The sequence below is a fragment of the Sphingobium sp. AP49 genome, assembly GCF_000281715.2.
Taxonomy (GTDB): domain Bacteria; phylum Pseudomonadota; class Alphaproteobacteria; order Sphingomonadales; family Sphingomonadaceae; genus Sphingobium.
This window is the reverse complement of record NZ_CP124576.1, coordinates 2,996,611-3,011,324: the sequence shown is the minus strand read 5'-3', so window position 1 is coordinate 3,011,324 and position 14,714 is coordinate 2,996,611. Positions and strand designations below refer to the sequence as shown.

Below are 14,714 nucleotides of genomic sequence, written 5' to 3'. Positions count from 1 at the left end.
CCTCATGACCGATCATCCCGACGTTTCCATCATCCCGCTCAATGGCAAGGCGCCGGTGATCCACCCCAGCGCCTTCATTGCGCCGGGATGCCGGATCATCGGCGATGTCGAGATCGGCGCGGATGCCAGCATCTGGTATAATTGCGTGATCCGGGGCGACGTGAACCATATCCGCATCGGCGCGCGCACCAATATCCAGGACGGCACCGTGGTCCATTGCGACAGTCCGGGCGATGGGCGGCCCAATTATCCCGATGCCGGCTATCCCACGATCATCGGCGAGGATGTGCTGATCGGCCATATGGCGATGGTCCATGGCTGCGTCCTGCAGGACCGGGCCTTTGTCGGCCTGGGCGCGATCGTGATGAGCGGCTGCACCGTCGAGAGCGACGCGATGCTGGCGGCCGGTGCACTGCTGTCGCCGGGAAAGACGGTATTGCATCGCCAGCTATGGGCCGGGCGGCCGGCCAAATATATGCGCGACCTGCCCGATGATGCGCTGATCACCATGCGCGAGGGCGTCGATCATTATGTCCATAATGCCAAGGCCCATAAGGGCGCGGTCCGGCAGGCGGAATAGGCCGCGTGGATAAATGCGGTGCCCGCCAATGGCCGGGATGGGTGGGTTTCAGACAGTCCGGTTCTGTTCGATATACGCACAATAGCGGACCTAGCTTTGAGCGAACTAGCGTCTCATTTCTGATGCTTTTGTATATCGTCCATTTCAGTATCAGGCATTACGAAGAACGACAGATCAACGCACTCACCGTTGTCAAAATCTGCGTTGACCATTTCTGCCGCATCGCCTGAAAATGAAACCCCCGCATTGCGCGGGCGCTTGCCCTCAAAACGGCTCTCGTCATTTTCTAACGTCATTAACACGTGGCAATGATAGACGTCCTCAGCCGGAGAATCGATAAGCCAAGACAGTTGGTCGCGGAGGTCCATTAATGCCTGACGGTTGGCATAGACGTTCAGCCCATCTCGGGCGAAATTCAAGCAAATCCGAGATTTATTGTTTGCTTCAGGTCTCATTACGCATCCCACTCACGTTAATTCCGTGTTATTCGATTGTTTAGCGGGCTGATATTTACCGATCTACTAACGGTCTACCTCAGACGGGCAGCGTATTGTGGCATGACCGCTTCTGGGGATCGAAGAATGGAAACTGAACGACAATCTCTGGTCGCTTCCTGCCCGTCCGAATTTGCTCCCGCGACTCAGGGGCAATCGCCATTCAGCCCTGACGGCGTGCAACGTCGATCAAGGTCTGGAATCAAGGAATGGAGCCTGGCCCATGTCATCGGTGAAAGCACCGAGCGCTTCCCTTTCAGACGATCAGGCGCGGCTCAGGGATGTTCGGGATAGCCGAGGCGGACGTTCAGCCCGGCCAGGCCGGTCTGCTGGAAATAATGTTCCACCTCCGCGCTCCACAGTTCGGCGCGCTGGGTCGATCCGCCCGACCAGGTCGATGTGTCCTGGCCATAGGCGCCGTGGAAGGCGGAGCTGAGCGCAACATCGCTGAGGCCGCCGGCGGCGGTCAGTTGCGCCACGGCATCGGGTGGCAACACGCCACGCACCATGTCCTCATAGCGCACGATCGGTTCGGGACGCCCCAGGATCGATCGCGTCATCTGTGCGACGAAGCTCATGTCGCGTTCCTCGGTATAGACCAGGAACGCCGCCAGCCCCGCCGCGCCATGCTGGGTCCGCCACATTTCGTCGCCAGCGCAGCGGGGGCGCACCGATTTGCGCATGAAATGATAATAGGAAATGATCACGTCGCGCAGATCACGCACACAATGGAGCAGGGTCGCGCCGGCCGCGATCGCTTCGTCCATCTGGGCATGATCGTCGATATGGCCGACCGCCATTTCGCCCGGCTGCATCACATGGGCGATGACGCCCGATGGGACTTCGACATGGCGGGTATAGGGCGCGGCATGGATGTCTTCCGGCGGGATGCCGCGATTGTCGTGGAAATAGCCGTTGGCGAGATGGATATGCAGCGGCGCAAGGCCGAGCGACGACAGCGCGGCCTCCATGAAATAGGTGCCGCTCTTGGGAATCGAGTTGACGATCAGCTTGGGCAGGTCGGGACGCCAGGCCCGTTCGGCAAATTCGGCGATCGGGATCAGGAACAGCCGGTCATAGCCGGTCGAATGGAAGATGTTGGCGTCCGGCGCATAGGCCATGAAGGATGTGGCCAGGCCGCTGCTGCGATCCACCCACAGTCCGTCGGCGGTGAGGGAGATACCGATGCCATTGCGGCCCACGCGCGGCTTGACTTCGCCATCGCGGCCCAGGACGACCCGGCCAAGCACCCCGCCATTGGTGGTCGATGCCATATAGACGGTGCGGAAGATCCGTTCCTGGGTGGCGGGCGTCATCGGTTCGCCAAAGGGGTGCAGCGTTTCGGTATACATGGATGCTGTATCTGAATCCGAACGAAGAGGAGGAAGGGGGGGCGGGATGGCGGCGGATACATGCGAGTCCCTTTTCCCGATCAGGGTTGGCTGATTCGGGCCTTGAGTGCATCTATCCTGTCATTTTGCGAATCAACCTGGGCAAGAACATCGGCGCGGGCAACATCAATCTCCGCCACGCCGCCCTGTGCCTTGCCATCGGCCATGGCATTCGTGCGTTCGACATAGAGCGTGTCAAGGCTGGCGAGCGCCGAGACGCTGTCGTTGCGGGCCGCTTCGGCGGCGCTGATCGCCACCTGGGCGGCAACCCAGGCGTCGCTTGATACCGCAGCATTGCCGGCACTGCGCACGGCACGGTCCGCCGTCGCATAGGCCCTGTCGAACGTGGCGCTGCCGTTCTGGGCCTGGCCGGTCAATTGGCTAATCTGCGCCTTGAGCGCGCCGTCGGCCGGGGCCGGGGCGGGCGGCGGCGATATGTCGGTGATCCGCGCACTTTCGGCTGGGCGCTTGGCGAGCGAGGGATAGGCTTCATGCGCGCCGGCACAGCCCGACAGGATCAGGGCGATGGTGGGAAGGAAGCGGCGCGTAATCATATAGTGCATCTAGGGCGGGACGGGGATAGGCGCAATGGCGTAACCCCGTCCCGGATTATGTTCAGCGCGGCAGCATCAACGTGGCAGGGCGGCGGCTTCGCGCGCCAGTGCCTCGATCACCGCAGGGTCGATCGGCCCCTTGGGCACGACCCAGCTGCCACCGACGCATTTGATGAAGGGCTGGGCCAGCCATTCGGGTGCGCTCTGGGCGGTGATGCCGCCGGTCGGGCAGAAGCGGGCGGTGTGGAGCGGCGCGGCCAGCGCGTTGAGTGCGGGAAGACCTCCGGACGTTTCGGCCGGGAAGAATTTGAAGTGGGTGAGGCCCATGTCCATGCCGCGCATGATGTCACCCGCCGTGGCGGTGCCCGGCAGGAAGGGGATGTTGGCGGCGATCGCGGCCTTGCCCAGCGGTTCGGTGAGGCCCGGGCTGACGATGAAGCGGGCGCCCGCCTCCATCGCGGCGTCGAGCTGGGCCGGGTTCAGCACGGTGCCCGCGCCGACGACCGCGCCCTCGACCTTGGCCATCTCGCGGATGACGTCGAGCGCGGCGGGGGTGCGCAGCGTGACTTCGAGCGCGGGCAGGCCGCCCTTCACCAGCGCCTGGGCAATGGGAAGCGCATCCTCGACCCGATCGACCACCAGCACCGGGATCACCGGGGCCAGTTCCATCACCTGTTCGACGGTCAAGCTCATGCATTCTTCTCCCTAAAGGCCGCGGCAGCGCCGAACAGGCCGATTTCTTCATGGATCGCGCAGCGGATCGGCACGCTTGCCATCAGGCTCTCGAACCGGCCCTTGGCCTTGAAGCGGGTGTGGAACCCGCTCTGTTCGAGAAAATCCCTCATCCGCTGGGTGAGGCCGCCGGCCAGTACCACCGCATGGGGGCCATGCGCCAGTGCCAGATCGCCCGCGACCGAGCCATAGCAGAGGCAGAAGCGGTCGAGCGCGCGGCGGGCAAATTCGTCGCTGTCGTCGAGCGCGGCCTGCCACAATTCGGGGTCTTCCATCAGCACGACCCGGTCGTGGCCGATGGTGGCGAGCGCCTTGTAGATATAGTTGAGGCCCGGTCCCGACACGATCCGCTCGGTCGAGACGCGCAGGAACTTGTCGCGCAGATAGTCGAGGATCTTGACCTCGATCTGGTCGAGCGGGGCGAAATCGAGATGGCCGCCCTCGGTCGCGATCACATGGGGGACGCCATCGTCATAGGCGATCATCGCGACGCCCAGGCCGGTGCCGGGACCGACCACGGTGACGCCGCCGTCGCGCGGGAAGGGGCGGTCCTCGCCGAACAGCAAAGGCAGATTTTCGTCCGGCAGGCGCGAGACGGCATGGGCGACCGCCTCGAAATCATTGACCAGGCGCACGGTGCGCAGGCCCAGATCCTCCGCCAGCGTATCGGCCCGGATCACCCAGTTGCTGTTGGTGAGCTTGATGACCTCGCGGCCGATGGCGGTGGCGAAGGCGATCGAGGCGGCGTCGGGCAGCGGGCCGGCGCCAGCCTTCGCCTCGTCTCCGGCGAAGGCCTCCCAGCAGGCCTGGAGGCTGGGATAGTCGGCGACCTTGTACTTGCGGACGGTGCCGAGCGTTGGCACGCCCTTGTCGTCCAGCGAGGCGCGGGCGAAGCGCGCATTGGTGCCGCCAATGTCGGCGGCGATGATGTCGGTCATATGTCTCTCTCTCCGGACATTCGCGCCGGCGCATCGGGGATGCCGGCAAGGCGCGAATGGCTGTGCTTATATCGCGAGTTCGGCGTCCATCGCGGCGAGGATCGGGGAAGCGCCCTGTTCGGCGAGGTCGCTATTGTGGCGGAACAGCGCGAACAGTTCACGGCCGGTGTCATAGGGCGGGGGCGGGGCGGCGGGAATGTCGCGCGCGTCCCAGGTGGCGGCATCGACCAGCGCCTCGACCTGGCCGCTTTCGGCACAGACGCGGACGAGATCGCCATCGCGCAGCTTGCCGATCGGGCCGCCGCCCAGCGCCTCGGGCGACAGATGGATGGCGGCGGGTACCTTGCCCGATGCGCCCGACATGCGGCCGTCGGTCAGCAGCGCGACCTTGAAGCCGCGATCCTGCAGCACGCCCAGCGCCGGGGTCAGCTTGTGCAGTTCGGGCATGCCGTTGGCGCGTGGCCCCTGGAAGCGGACGACGACGATGACATCGCGTTCCAGTTCGCCCGCCTTGAAGGCGCGCAGCACATCGTCCTGATCGTGGAAGATCGCGGCCGGTGCCTCGATCGTCCAGCGTTCCTTGTCGACCGCGCTGACCTTCATCACGCAGCGGCCAAGATTGCCCTCAAGCAGCTTCATGCCGCCATCGGCCTGGAACGGGTTGGACGCCGGGCGCAGCATCGCCTCGTCGCGGCTGGCAGGGACGTCCTGCCATATCAGCGCTTCATCCTGCAGCACCGGTTCCTTGCCATAATCGGTGAGGTCCCGGCGCGCGACGGTCATGATGTCGCGGTGGAGCAGGCCTGCGTCGAGCAGTTCGCGGATGATGACGGCCATGCCGCCGGCCGCATGGAAATGGTTCACGTCGCCCGAGCCGTTGGGATAGACGCGCGCCAGCAGCGGCACCACGTCCGACAGTTCGGCAAAGTCGGTCCAGTCGATATGGATGCCGGCCGCGCGCGCGATCGCGGGCAGGTGGATCGCATGGTTGGTCGAACCGCCGGTGGCCATCAGGCCGATGATCGCGTTGACGATCGCCTTTTCATCGATGCAGTGGCCGAGCGGACGATAGTCGTCGCCGTCCCAGCCGATGTCGGCGATGCGATGGGTGGCGGCGCGGGTCAGTTCGCTGCGCAGCTTCGTGCCCGGATTGACGAAGGCGGCGCCGGGCATGTGCAGGCCCATGACCTCCATCATCATCTGGTTGCTATTGGCGGTGCCGTAGAAGGTGCAGGTGCCCGCGCCATGATAAGAGGCGCTTTCGCTTTCCAGCAGTTCGTCGCGACCGACCTTGCCCTCGGCATAGAGCTGGCGGATGCGGACCTTTTCCTTGTTGGCAAGGCCCGATGGCATCGGCCCGGCCGGGATCAGGATGGTCGGCAGATGGCCAAAGCGCAGCGCGCCGATCAACAGGCCCGGCACGATCTTGTCGCAGATGCCGAGCATCAGATTGCCCTCGAACATCGCATGGCTGAGCGACACGGCGGTCGACAGGGCGATGGTGTCGCGGCTGAAGAGGGACAGGTCCATGCCGGCCTGCCCCTGGGTCACGCCGTCGCACATGGCGGGCACGCCACCCGCGACCTGCGCCGTGGCGCCGATCTCGCGTGCGGCGATCTTGATCTGCTCGGGATAGCGGCCATAGGGCTGATGCGCCGAGAGCATGTCGTTATAGGCGGTGATGATGCCGATGTTCATCGCACTGCCGGTGCGGATGACAGCCTTGTCCTCGCCGCTGGCGGCAAAGCCATGGGCCAGGTTGCCGCAGGACAACTGGGCACGGTTGGTGCCGGCGTCGCGGCCCCGCTCGATCAGGTCGAGATATTTGAGGCGCGTCGCCGCGCTGCGTTCGGTGATGCGGTCTGTGACCTTGGCGATCACGGGGTGAAGATCAGTCATGCCAGCTGGCTCCGTCGCGTTCGATAAGGGCAATGGCCGAGGACGGCCCCCAGTTCCCGGATGAATAGGGCGACACCTTCATATGCGCCTCCTTCCATCCCTCGATGATCGAATCGATCCAGGTCCATTGGGCTTCCACTTCGTCGCGGCGGACGAACAGGGTCTGGTCGCCGGCGAGCAGGTCGAGGATCAGCCGTTCATAGGCGATACGGCGGCGCTGGCCGGCGAAGGCGGCGGTCAGGGACACGTCGAGCGTCACTTCCTCCAGATGGACCTGCCGTTCCAGGCCGGGCCGCTTCGACATGATGGTCAGCCGGATATATTCCTCCGGCTGCAGGCGGATGACCAGGGTGTTGGGCTCCAAACCCGATCCGCCACCCGAATGCTGGCCGTCGCGGCCGAAGATCGAATGGCGCACCGGCTTGAACTGGATCATGATTTCCGACTGGCGCGCGGGCAACCGCTTGCCGGTGCGCAGGTAGAAGGGCACGCCCTGCCAGCGCCAATTGTCGATATGGGCCTTCAGCGCGACAAAGGTTTCGGTGTCGGACGGCTGGCCGAGTTCATCGGCATAGCCGGTGACGATCTGGCCGCCGACGGCGCCGGGCGTATATTGGCCGCGCACGCTGTGGGTCTTGACCGTTTCCGCGGTCATCGGACGCAGCGAACGCAGCGCCTTCACCTTCTCGTCGCGGACGGCGGTGGGGTCCATCCGCGCGGGCGGCTCCATCGTCAGGATCGAGAGGATCTGGAGGATGTGGTTCTGGACCATGTCGCGCAGCGCGCCGACGCCATCATAATAGGAGACGCGGCCTTCCAGCCCCACCGTCTCGGCGACGGTGATCTGGACATGGTCGATCGCGGTCGCATTCCACAGCGGCTCGAACATGACATTGCCGAAACGCAGGGCGAGCAGATTCTGGACGGTTTCCTTGCCCAGATAATGGTCGACGCGGAAAATCTGTTCCTCGGCGAAGAGATGGCCGATGCTGTCGTTGACGACCTTGGACGAGGCGAGATCCTTGCCGATCGGCTTTTCCATCGCGATCCGCGTCTTGGGCGTCAGCAGGCCGGCATCGGCCAGCCCCTGTGCGGTCGGGCCGAACAGCGAGGGCGGGGTCGAGAGATAGACGGAAATGCCGCGTTCCAGGCGCCCGTCGACGCGCTCGGCCAGTTCGGCGAAATGGGCGCCGTTGCTCGAATCCACCGGCTGGTAGATGATCATCGCGCGGAAACGGGCGGCGATATCGGCATCATAGCGGTCGGCGGGCAGGAACTGCCGCAGCGCCGCGCACACTTCATCGCGAAAGGCCTCATCTTCCATCTCGGTCCGGCCGGACGCGATGATGAGGAAGTCGTCAGGCAGCAGGCTATCCGACAAAAGATTGTAAAGCGATGGGAAAATCATGCGCCGGGCGAGGTCGCCGGTGGCACCGAACAACAGGAACGTGGCAGACGGTTCGGTCAAAGGACAGTCCTTCTCCGTTAGTTATCTATGTCTGCACGATGCGGTCCTTATACCGGCCGTGCTTCGTTACGCAAGCAGGCTATCGGCAGGAAAGTGATGCTGCAACTGCGAACGACTCGCGGGTCGGCAGGGTGGGGCGGGAAGCGGATCAGCAGGCGGCGCGCAGGCCCCGGCACCAGTTGCGCATATGGGCGCCCGCCAGCAAGGCGCTGCCGCCGACGGTCCAGAGCGTTTCGGCCAGCGGCGTGCGGGCGACCAAGGCGCCGACCGTCATCAGCGAAAGGCCGGCCAGGCCGGCGATGACGGGCAAGGCGCCGCGATGGCGCCGCCAGCCCTGAAGCAACGCAAACAGGCTGGTCGGCACGGCGATGGCGAGCATCAGCAGATGGAAGGATTCGCCCGGATCGATCCGCGCGGCGATGGCTGGCAACAGGGCAAACAGCAGCGGCAGGCCGAGGCAGTGGATCGTGCAGAGTGCGGAGGCGCAGATGGCGAAGCCGTCGAGCCAGGAGCGGGGCCGGGCCGGATCGCAACCGGTCGCTTCGCATGGGGGCATGGTAGATCCTTAAATGATATAACGTAACATTTGAGGGCCGCATATCGATATCGGCGGGAGGGACGTCAAGGGGGCGATGACATTTGGGGGGATCGCCGACCGTTTGATTCAAGGCATCATTCCCGACTGCGCGGGCGTGAGGAAGAATGGGTGGGAAGCGGGCTGTCAGCTTTTGGATCGTTTCGGTGGAAAAGCGGACTATGCGCAGACGAGCGCGAACCCGTTTTCCATCTCCATCGCGTCCCCATCATCACGGAGTTCACTGACCAACTCTTGGGTCAAGACCGCGCCATAGACGTTGATCCGTGACCAATCGGGGTAATGCTCCTGAAGGTTCCAGATGGACCGCAGTATCGCATCGCGCCCGATCTCCCCACCCTCCGGGAAGAATATGGCGCTTCCAGCATCAAGATTGGACTGCCTATCAAACCATCGGCGGTTTTCGTCGCTCTGAATGATCCAGACCGCTCCTTCCGCTTGCCCCTGAAACGCGGTGTCGAAGATGATAGAGATTTCCATGTTGGCAATCTGCTCGATGGACGGGTGGTTCGCAACGGCAAGTATCAGGGTGACGGGTCGCTATTGGGAACGGCCAAAAATGGTCGCTAATGGTCAAAGCCAGATATCGTCATTGCTTCGCCATGCGCGCAATGACGGGGATTGGTCGTCCGTCGCCCTACAGACATCCGTCATGCCGGGCTTGACCCGGCATCCCGCTTTTCTTCGCGCTGCATGCAGGAGCGGGACCCCGGCTCAAGGCCGGGGTGACGATGGCTGCCATGGGTCGTCAGCAGCCAAATCCGATACGCTTACAATGACGAGAATGGCTCGTTTGCCGCCTATCCCCATTGCCGGCATCCCGAGCTCGATCCGGGATGTCGGCGGATGGAAAGATCGTTTTTCGGACCGGCGGGAGAGGCCGCAGGCGGCGTCAGCTGGCCTGCCTTCGGTCAGCGCTGCTTCTTGGTGATGGTCGCGGTGAAATCGGGATCCTTGTTCGCGACCCAGTCGACGAATTTGCGGATCGGGGGATGGGCCAGCAATGCGTCCACATCCAAGCCGTGGCGCTGCAGTTCGGAATTGGTGAAATTGGCGATCAGCGTCTGCTGGCAGATGCCGTGCATCGGCACGACATCGCGGCCACCCCGGCTCTTGGGCACGGGGTGGTGCCAGACGATCGTAGTGCCGGTCGGCCGGCCGCACAGCCAGCAGGGCGGCACCTCGATCGGCGTTTCTTCCGCATCGTGGTGCAGATCCTCATAGGGGCCATGTTTGGAATATTTGCGGGCCATGATTCTGTCTCTGCCTGGGTAGGGGGGATCTTTGCCCGCTCCCTATCGCAGCAGCGCCGGCAGCGCCATATCCGCGTCGGATTCCAGCCGGTTCACCCCTTTGTCGTGCGGGTGATTTTGGGGGCTTTGCAGCCGGTTCGCGACCTGCTAGGTGCCCCCTTCCACGATCAGATGCGGGCGTGGTGAAACTGGTAGACGCGCCGGACTCAAAATCCGGTTCCGCAAGGAGTGTCGGTTCGATTCCGACCGCCCGCACCATTCCCTATCGATGACATGTGGCCGCGCGCCCGTTCAGGCTGACCTGGTCATGGGCAATGCGACCTGCGCGAGCAGGCCGCCGGCCGGCCGGGATATGAGCCGCACATGGCCGCCATGCGCGCCAGCGGCGGACTGGACGATCGAGAGGCCGAGCCCGACCCCGCCGGTGCTGCGGTTGCGCGAGGGTTCGCCGCGATAGAAGGGTTCAAAGGCGCGGGCCATGTCCTGCGGCGTCATGCCGGGGCCGTCATCGGCAATCTCGACCAGCGCCATGTCGTCCTCGCGCCGTACGGCTATGCGCGCGCGCGCGCCATATTTGATCGCATTGTCGATGAGGTTGGTGAACAGCCGTTTGAGCAGGATCATGTCGCCCGCGATCGTGATCGATTCCATCGCCTCGATCGAAACATCGTGGCCAATGTCCGCAAAATCATCGGCCAGCCCCTCGACCAGCATGCCAAGATCGAGCGGTTCCAGCAGCCGGGGGCGGCTTTCATTGTCGACGAAATCGAGGGTGGTGCCGATCAGCGCTTCCATCTGGCGAATCTCTTCCTCGGCCGCGGTGCGGACCGGTGCCGGCGCGGCGGCGAGGTGGAAGTGGAGGCGGGACAGGGGCGTGCGCAGGTCATGCGCGATCGCGCCGACGACCGAAGTGCGTTCGCGGACATAGCCGGCGATGCGCAACTGCATCTCGTTGATAGACTGGGCGGCCAGCCGAATTTCGCTTGGCCCGTCGAGCGGGATCGGCTGTTCCTCGCGCCCCGCCCCCATCCGTTCGGCCGCTGCGGCGAACGCGCGGATCGGGCGCGTGAGCCGCGCACTGAACCAGAGGCTGAGCGGGATCACCAGCACAATGCCGACCAGAAAGGCATATTGGCCGAGCAGCCGCCAGAGCGAACGAGCGCCGCGCGCTTCGCGCATGATCATCCGCCATTGCCCGTCTGGCTGGCGGATCGCGGCGGTGAAAGTGCCCATGATGAAGGGGTCGGCGACGCCATCGGGGCCATAGAGCTGCATTTCCTGCACGAACTGCCCGATCCGCTCGCGATCGCCGGGGTCGAGGCGGATGCGCACATCGGCCGCCGGCAGGGCAAGGCGCCGGGCCAGCAGCGCGGCGATCAGCCGTTCGGCCGGGTCGCTCGACGCCGGCGGCGCGGCGGCCTGCCGCGCCTCATGCACCACCGGCGCGTCGCGCAGCAGGGGCTGGCCATGGACGATGCGGGCAATCTCATAGACCGACAGCGGCACCCGTTCGGGCGGGATGAAATAGAGCAGCAGGGTCAGGCTGAAGGCGGTCAGCGTCAGGATCACGACCAGGGCCAGCGCCAGCAGATGGGCGTGGATCGAATTGGCCCAGCGCAGGAAGCCCGCCTTCATCCGCGCTGCACCGGTGCCTGGAAGATATAGCCTTCCGACCGGACGGTGTGGATCAGCTCGCCACGCGCGCGGGTGCCGAGCTTGCGGCGCAACCGACTGACCTGGGTGTCGATCGCCCGGTCGAACACATCGGCATCCTCGCCCCGCGCCAGTTCGACCAGCGCGTCGCGGTTCAATATCTGCTGGGGATGTTCGATGAAGGCGAGCAGCAGGGCGAACTCCCCCTCCGACAGGCTGATGATGATGCCGGCGGGATCGCGCAGCACCCGGCGCACCGGATCGAGTTGCCAGCCTTCGAAATGATAATGGGCCAGCACCGGCTGGCGCATGTCGGCGACCGGGCGGCGGCGGCGTTGCAGCGCGCGGATGCGGGCGAGCAGTTCGCGGGGCGACAGCGGCTTTGGCAGATAATCGTCGGCGCCCATTTCCAGCCCGGTGATCCGATCGCCCTCCGTCCCCAGCGCCGATACCATGATGATGCCGGCATCCTGCTGCCCCGCTAGCGAGCGGGCGATCGACAGCCCGTCCTCGCCCGGCATCATCACGTCGAGCACGATGATGTCGACCTGTTGCCGCGCGAGGATGGCACGCATCGCCGGGCCGTCGGCCGCTTCGCTGACGACATAGCCTTCCTGCGCCAGAAAGGCGCGGACCAGCGCGCGCAGCGACGGATCGTCATCGACGATCAGGATATGCGTGTCGCCCGGCGCCCCGTCGGTTGTCACCCTGGTCTCTCCTCTTCCTATTGCGCCCTTTCTAGCCGCCAGCCTTCGCCGGATTTTGTCAGGACCGACACAAAGAGCGGAATAAGCGCCTGCATTCTGCGCCGATTTTGTCGGGGCTGACAAATTAATCCGGCGTCCCCCTGTTAAAAGGATCGCACAAGAGGGCCGGACCAACCGGGCCGGCAGGGAAGAGGAGTGGGCCGCATGGCGGCAAGCGATCATCATGTCCGTCACTGGAGCCGCCGATCGGCATTGGGCCTGATCGCCTGCGTGCCGCTGGGGCTGGCGAGCATGGCCAATGCGGCCGAATGCGTCGATCCGGCCAGCCTGTCCGCCGCGCAGAAAAGCATGCGCAAGTCGCTGGGTTTCCGCACCTCCACCGATGCGACCAAGCGCTGCGGCCTGTGCGCCTTCTTCACCGCCGCCCAGCCGGGTTGCGGCAAATGCGCGCTGCTGAGCGGCGGCATCGTGCCGGCCGAGGGCGTGTGCGACAGTTGGGCGAAGAAGAGCTGATGGCGAGCGTAGCGCGCCAATATGTCTGGGATCTGCCCATCCGTCTGTTCCACTGGTCGCTGGTCGGCCTGATCGGCTTTTCCTGGTGGAGCGCGGAAACCTATCACATGGACTGGCATCGGCTGTCAGGCCAGGCGGTGCTGTTCCTGATCGCTTTTCGCCTGATCTGGGGCCTGATCGGGTCGGGGCCGGCGCGCTTCGCGCAATTTGTGCGCGGGCCGCGCGCGATCCTCGCTTACCTCAGCGGCCGGGCGCCCGCCGCGCCGGGCCATAATCCGTTGGGTGGCTGGAGCGTGGTGGCGATGCTGCTGGCGCTGTCGGTGCAGGTCGGCACCGGCCTGTTCGCGGTCGATATCGACGGCATCGAATCCGGGCCGCTGTCGCATCTGGTCGATTTCGATCAGGGTCGGCTCGCCGCCGACATCCATGGCATCAGCTTCACCATCCTGCAGATGCTGATCGGCCTGCATGTTCTGGCGGTGCTGTTCTACCTGCTGGTGCGGCGCCGCAACCTGGTCGGGCCGATGGTCAGCGGCCGGGCGAAGGTGACCGGCGACCCGGTAGCCGTGCGGCGCGCTTCGCCCGTCGCTTTCGTGGTCGCACTGCTGTTGGCGGGCGGCTTCGCCTGGTGGGTCTTTGCCGATCCGATGCTGTGACAGACATGAAAGGGACGAGGATGCACAATATGAAGCGGATGAAGCGACCGGTCGCGATGCTGGCGCTGCTCTGTGCCGCCCCGCTGGCGGCGGCGCCCGGCGATATCGTCGCCACCCGGGTCGCGGGCTTCCGCGAGGTCGGCGCGGCGTTCAAGAATATCAATGACGAGCTGAAATCGGGCACGCCGCAAACCTATGTGATCCAGATTTCGGCGCGACAGATCCGCGACTATGCGCGCCAGCAACAGGGCTGGTTCCCGGCCGGCAGCGGCCCGAAACCGGGGGTCAAGACGGCGGCTAAGCCCGAAATCTGGAGCCAGCCGGCCGCGTTCAAGGCGGCGCAGGACGGCTTCACCGGGCAGGCCAACAGCTTCGCTACCGTGGCGGCGAGCGGCGACGTGGCGAAGATGCGGGTAGCGGCCAAGACGCTGGGTCAGAGCTGTGGCACCTGCCACCGCAGCTTCCGCGTCGAGGAGAAGCGCTGATGTGGCGCCGGGCGGCCGCGATCCTGTGGCTGGCGCAGCCGGTCGCGCTCTGGGCGCAGGCCGCCGACCTGGCGCCCGAGGCCGCAAGTGGCGAGCCGCTGCCGGCCGGCATCAGCATCCGCAAGGTCGGTGACCAAAGCGTCTATGTCGATGCCCATGGCCGCACCCTCTATGGCATGGACATGCGCGCGGTGACGGGTCGCACCGGGCATCAGCCGCTCTGGTGTTCGGGCGATTGCCTGACGCAATGGACGCCGCTGGCCGCGCCCGCCAAGGCGGAGGTCATCTCCGCGCCGCCCGAGTTCGGCGGCGATCGCAAGGCACCCCGGCTGAAGCAGGATGGCCCCGACTGGATCGTGATGCAGGGGCCGAGCGGGCCGCAATGGGTCTATAAGCGGGTCAATCTCGTCTTCACCCATGCCGGCGAGCGCCCCGGCACCATCGCGCATGAGGGCGAGGACGCTCTGGTCTGGAACAGCCTCAAATATGTGCCGGCCGCGCCCAAGATCGAGGCGCCGGGCAATGTGACGGCGCGGCTGGTGGACGGGCGCTATCTGCTGGTCGATGGTCAGGGCAATTTGCTGGTGACGCCCAAGGCCAAGGCTTGTGGCACGGCCTGCGCCGACTGGCGCGTCTTCCCGGCGGGCATGGCGCGGCGGGGGCTGGGCGCCTGGACCGTGCGGCCCGATGGCGACCGCGCCCAATGGGCCTATCGCGACCGGCCGGTCTTCACAATCGAGGGCGACGACCCGGCGGACATTCCCGCCGAGGCCGAACCGCTGATCCCATGATATTT

The 14,714-nt window shown here is 65.1% G+C and carries 17 protein-coding genes and 1 tRNA gene; 6 read left to right on the top strand and 12 right to left on the bottom strand.

Features of this window, described 5'->3' with window-relative positions; all coding sequences use genetic code 11:
- The first annotated feature begins 4 nt into the window (after nt 1-4).
- Entirely contained in the window at nt 5-580 is a 576-nt protein-coding gene (locus PMI04_RS14335) for a gamma carbonic anhydrase family protein (RefSeq protein WP_007706893.1), read from the top strand.
- Nucleotides 581-693: 113 nt separating this feature from the next.
- Here the strand turns inward: PMI04_RS14335 and PMI04_RS14330 are convergent, their stop codons facing one another.
- The 10 genes from PMI04_RS14330 to PMI04_RS14285 all read right to left on the bottom strand — a co-directional run bounded on the left by PMI04_RS14330 (nt 694) and on the right by PMI04_RS14285 (nt 9,904).
- Entirely contained in the window at nt 694-1,035 is a 342-nt protein-coding gene (locus PMI04_RS14330; protein WP_283184788.1) for a hypothetical protein, read from the bottom strand.
- Between the two features lie 314 nt (nt 1,036-1,349).
- Complete coding sequence (locus PMI04_RS14325; RefSeq protein ID WP_007708816.1) at nt 1,350-2,426, bottom strand: sulfotransferase domain-containing protein; 1,077 nt, start codon at nt 2,424-2,426, stop codon at nt 1,350-1,352.
- An 80-nt stretch (nt 2,427-2,506) separates the two neighbouring features.
- On the bottom strand, nt 2,507-3,019 hold the full coding sequence (locus tag PMI04_RS14320; protein ID WP_037486146.1) for a hypothetical protein: 513 nt from the start codon (nt 3,017-3,019) through the stop codon (nt 2,507-2,509).
- Between the two features lie 75 nt (nt 3,020-3,094).
- Nucleotides 3,095-3,712, bottom strand: a complete 618-nt coding sequence (eda, locus tag PMI04_RS14315) for a bifunctional 4-hydroxy-2-oxoglutarate aldolase/2-dehydro-3-deoxy-phosphogluconate aldolase (RefSeq protein WP_007708812.1) — start codon at nt 3,710-3,712, stop codon at nt 3,095-3,097.
- Nucleotides 3,709-4,689 (bottom strand): glucokinase, encoded by a 981-nt coding sequence (gene glk / locus PMI04_RS14310; protein ID WP_007708809.1) that lies wholly within the window; start codon nt 4,687-4,689, stop codon nt 3,709-3,711. The genes eda and glk overlap by 4 nt, the downstream gene beginning before the upstream one ends.
- Nucleotides 4,690-4,755: 66 nt before the next feature.
- Entirely contained in the window at nt 4,756-6,588 is a 1,833-nt protein-coding gene (edd, locus tag PMI04_RS14305) for a phosphogluconate dehydratase (protein ID WP_007708806.1), read from the bottom strand.
- Complete coding sequence (gene zwf, locus PMI04_RS14300) at nt 6,581-8,056, bottom strand: glucose-6-phosphate dehydrogenase (protein ID WP_007708805.1); 1,476 nt, start codon at nt 8,054-8,056, stop codon at nt 6,581-6,583. Before zwf ends, edd begins: the two co-directional genes overlap by 8 nt.
- A 148-nt stretch (nt 8,057-8,204) precedes the next feature.
- Complete coding sequence (locus PMI04_RS14295; RefSeq protein ID WP_007708804.1) at nt 8,205-8,612, bottom strand: MerC domain-containing protein; 408 nt, start codon at nt 8,610-8,612, stop codon at nt 8,205-8,207.
- A 198-nt stretch (nt 8,613-8,810) separates the two neighbouring features.
- Complete coding sequence (locus PMI04_RS14290; RefSeq protein ID WP_007708803.1) at nt 8,811-9,131, bottom strand: hypothetical protein; 321 nt, start codon at nt 9,129-9,131, stop codon at nt 8,811-8,813.
- A gap of 431 nt (nt 9,132-9,562) precedes the next feature.
- Nucleotides 9,563-9,904: a hypothetical protein gene (locus tag PMI04_RS14285; protein WP_007708802.1), complete on the bottom strand. Its 342-nt coding sequence runs from the start codon at nt 9,902-9,904 to the stop codon at nt 9,563-9,565.
- 173 nt (nt 9,905-10,077) lie between these two features.
- On the opposite strand from PMI04_RS14285, the gene PMI04_RS14280 reads away from it, so the two are divergent.
- Nucleotides 10,078-10,162: transfer RNA gene (locus PMI04_RS14280), tRNA-Leu, on the top strand.
- Between the two features lie 33 nt (nt 10,163-10,195).
- Here PMI04_RS14280 and PMI04_RS14275 read toward each other — a convergent pair.
- Together PMI04_RS14275 and PMI04_RS14270 are read right to left on the bottom strand one after the other, a co-directional pair.
- On the bottom strand, nt 10,196-11,539 hold the full coding sequence (locus PMI04_RS14275; RefSeq protein WP_007708796.1) for an ATP-binding protein: 1,344 nt from the start codon (nt 11,537-11,539) through the stop codon (nt 10,196-10,198).
- Nucleotides 11,536-12,264: a response regulator gene (locus tag PMI04_RS14270; RefSeq protein ID WP_007708794.1), complete on the bottom strand. Its 729-nt coding sequence runs from the start codon at nt 12,262-12,264 to the stop codon at nt 11,536-11,538. Before PMI04_RS14270 ends, PMI04_RS14275 begins: the two co-directional genes overlap by 4 nt.
- A gap of 204 nt (nt 12,265-12,468) precedes the next feature.
- Here PMI04_RS14270 and PMI04_RS14265 point away from each other — a divergent pair, with 204 nt between their 5' ends.
- The 4 genes from PMI04_RS14265 to PMI04_RS14250 are packed head-to-tail and all read left to right on the top strand — an operon-like array spanning nt 12,469 to nt 14,709.
- Nucleotides 12,469-12,777, top strand: a complete 309-nt coding sequence (locus PMI04_RS14265; RefSeq protein ID WP_007708785.1) for a high-potential iron-sulfur protein — start codon at nt 12,469-12,471, stop codon at nt 12,775-12,777.
- A complete protein-coding gene (locus PMI04_RS14260) occupies nt 12,777-13,433 on the top strand; it encodes a cytochrome b/b6 domain-containing protein (RefSeq protein ID WP_007708783.1) in 657 nt (218 codons plus the stop codon). Before PMI04_RS14265 ends, PMI04_RS14260 begins: the two co-directional genes overlap by 1 nt.
- 29 nt (nt 13,434-13,462) lie before the next feature.
- A complete protein-coding gene (locus PMI04_RS14255; RefSeq protein WP_007708782.1) occupies nt 13,463-13,918 on the top strand; it encodes a cytochrome c in 456 nt (151 codons plus the stop codon).
- Nucleotides 13,918-14,709, top strand: coding sequence for a hypothetical protein (locus PMI04_RS14250; protein ID WP_283184787.1), 792 nt, complete (start codon nt 13,918-13,920; stop codon nt 14,707-14,709). The genes PMI04_RS14255 and PMI04_RS14250 overlap by 1 nt, the downstream gene beginning before the upstream one ends.
- Nucleotides 14,710-14,714 lie beyond the last annotated feature (5 nt).

Coding starts and splice junctions, on each gene's coding strand:
- PMI04_RS14255 (WP_007708782.1), top strand. CDS start 13,463: ATGAAGCGGATGAAGCGACCGGTCGCGATGCTGGCGCTGCTCTGTGCC.
- edd (WP_007708806.1), bottom strand. CDS start 6,588: ATGACTGATCTTCACCCCGTGATCGCCAAGGTCACAGACCGCATCACC.
- PMI04_RS14290 (WP_007708803.1), bottom strand. CDS start 9,131: ATGGAAATCTCTATCATCTTCGACACCGCGTTTCAGGGGCAAGCGGAA.
- glk (WP_007708809.1), bottom strand. CDS start 4,689: ATGACCGACATCATCGCCGCCGACATTGGCGGCACCAATGCGCGCTTC.
- PMI04_RS14260 (WP_007708783.1), top strand. CDS start 12,777: ATGGCGAGCGTAGCGCGCCAATATGTCTGGGATCTGCCCATCCGTCTG.
- PMI04_RS14275 (WP_007708796.1), bottom strand. CDS start 11,539: ATGAAGGCGGGCTTCCTGCGCTGGGCCAATTCGATCCACGCCCATCTG.
- PMI04_RS14320 (WP_037486146.1), bottom strand. CDS start 3,019: ATGATTACGCGCCGCTTCCTTCCCACCATCGCCCTGATCCTGTCGGGC.
- PMI04_RS14265 (WP_007708785.1), top strand. CDS start 12,469: ATGGCGGCAAGCGATCATCATGTCCGTCACTGGAGCCGCCGATCGGCA.
- PMI04_RS14325 (WP_007708816.1), bottom strand. CDS start 2,426: ATGTATACCGAAACGCTGCACCCCTTTGGCGAACCGATGACGCCCGCC.
- eda (WP_007708812.1), bottom strand. CDS start 3,712: ATGAGCTTGACCGTCGAACAGGTGATGGAACTGGCCCCGGTGATCCCG.
- PMI04_RS14330 (WP_283184788.1), bottom strand. CDS start 1,035: ATGAGACCTGAAGCAAACAATAAATCTCGGATTTGCTTGAATTTCGCC.
- PMI04_RS14285 (WP_007708802.1), bottom strand. CDS start 9,904: ATGGCCCGCAAATATTCCAAACATGGCCCCTATGAGGATCTGCACCAC.
- PMI04_RS14250 (WP_283184787.1), top strand. CDS start 13,918: ATGTGGCGCCGGGCGGCCGCGATCCTGTGGCTGGCGCAGCCGGTCGCG.
- PMI04_RS14335 (WP_007706893.1), top strand. CDS start 5: ATGACCGATCATCCCGACGTTTCCATCATCCCGCTCAATGGCAAGGCG.
- PMI04_RS14295 (WP_007708804.1), bottom strand. CDS start 8,612: ATGCCCCCATGCGAAGCGACCGGTTGCGATCCGGCCCGGCCCCGCTCC.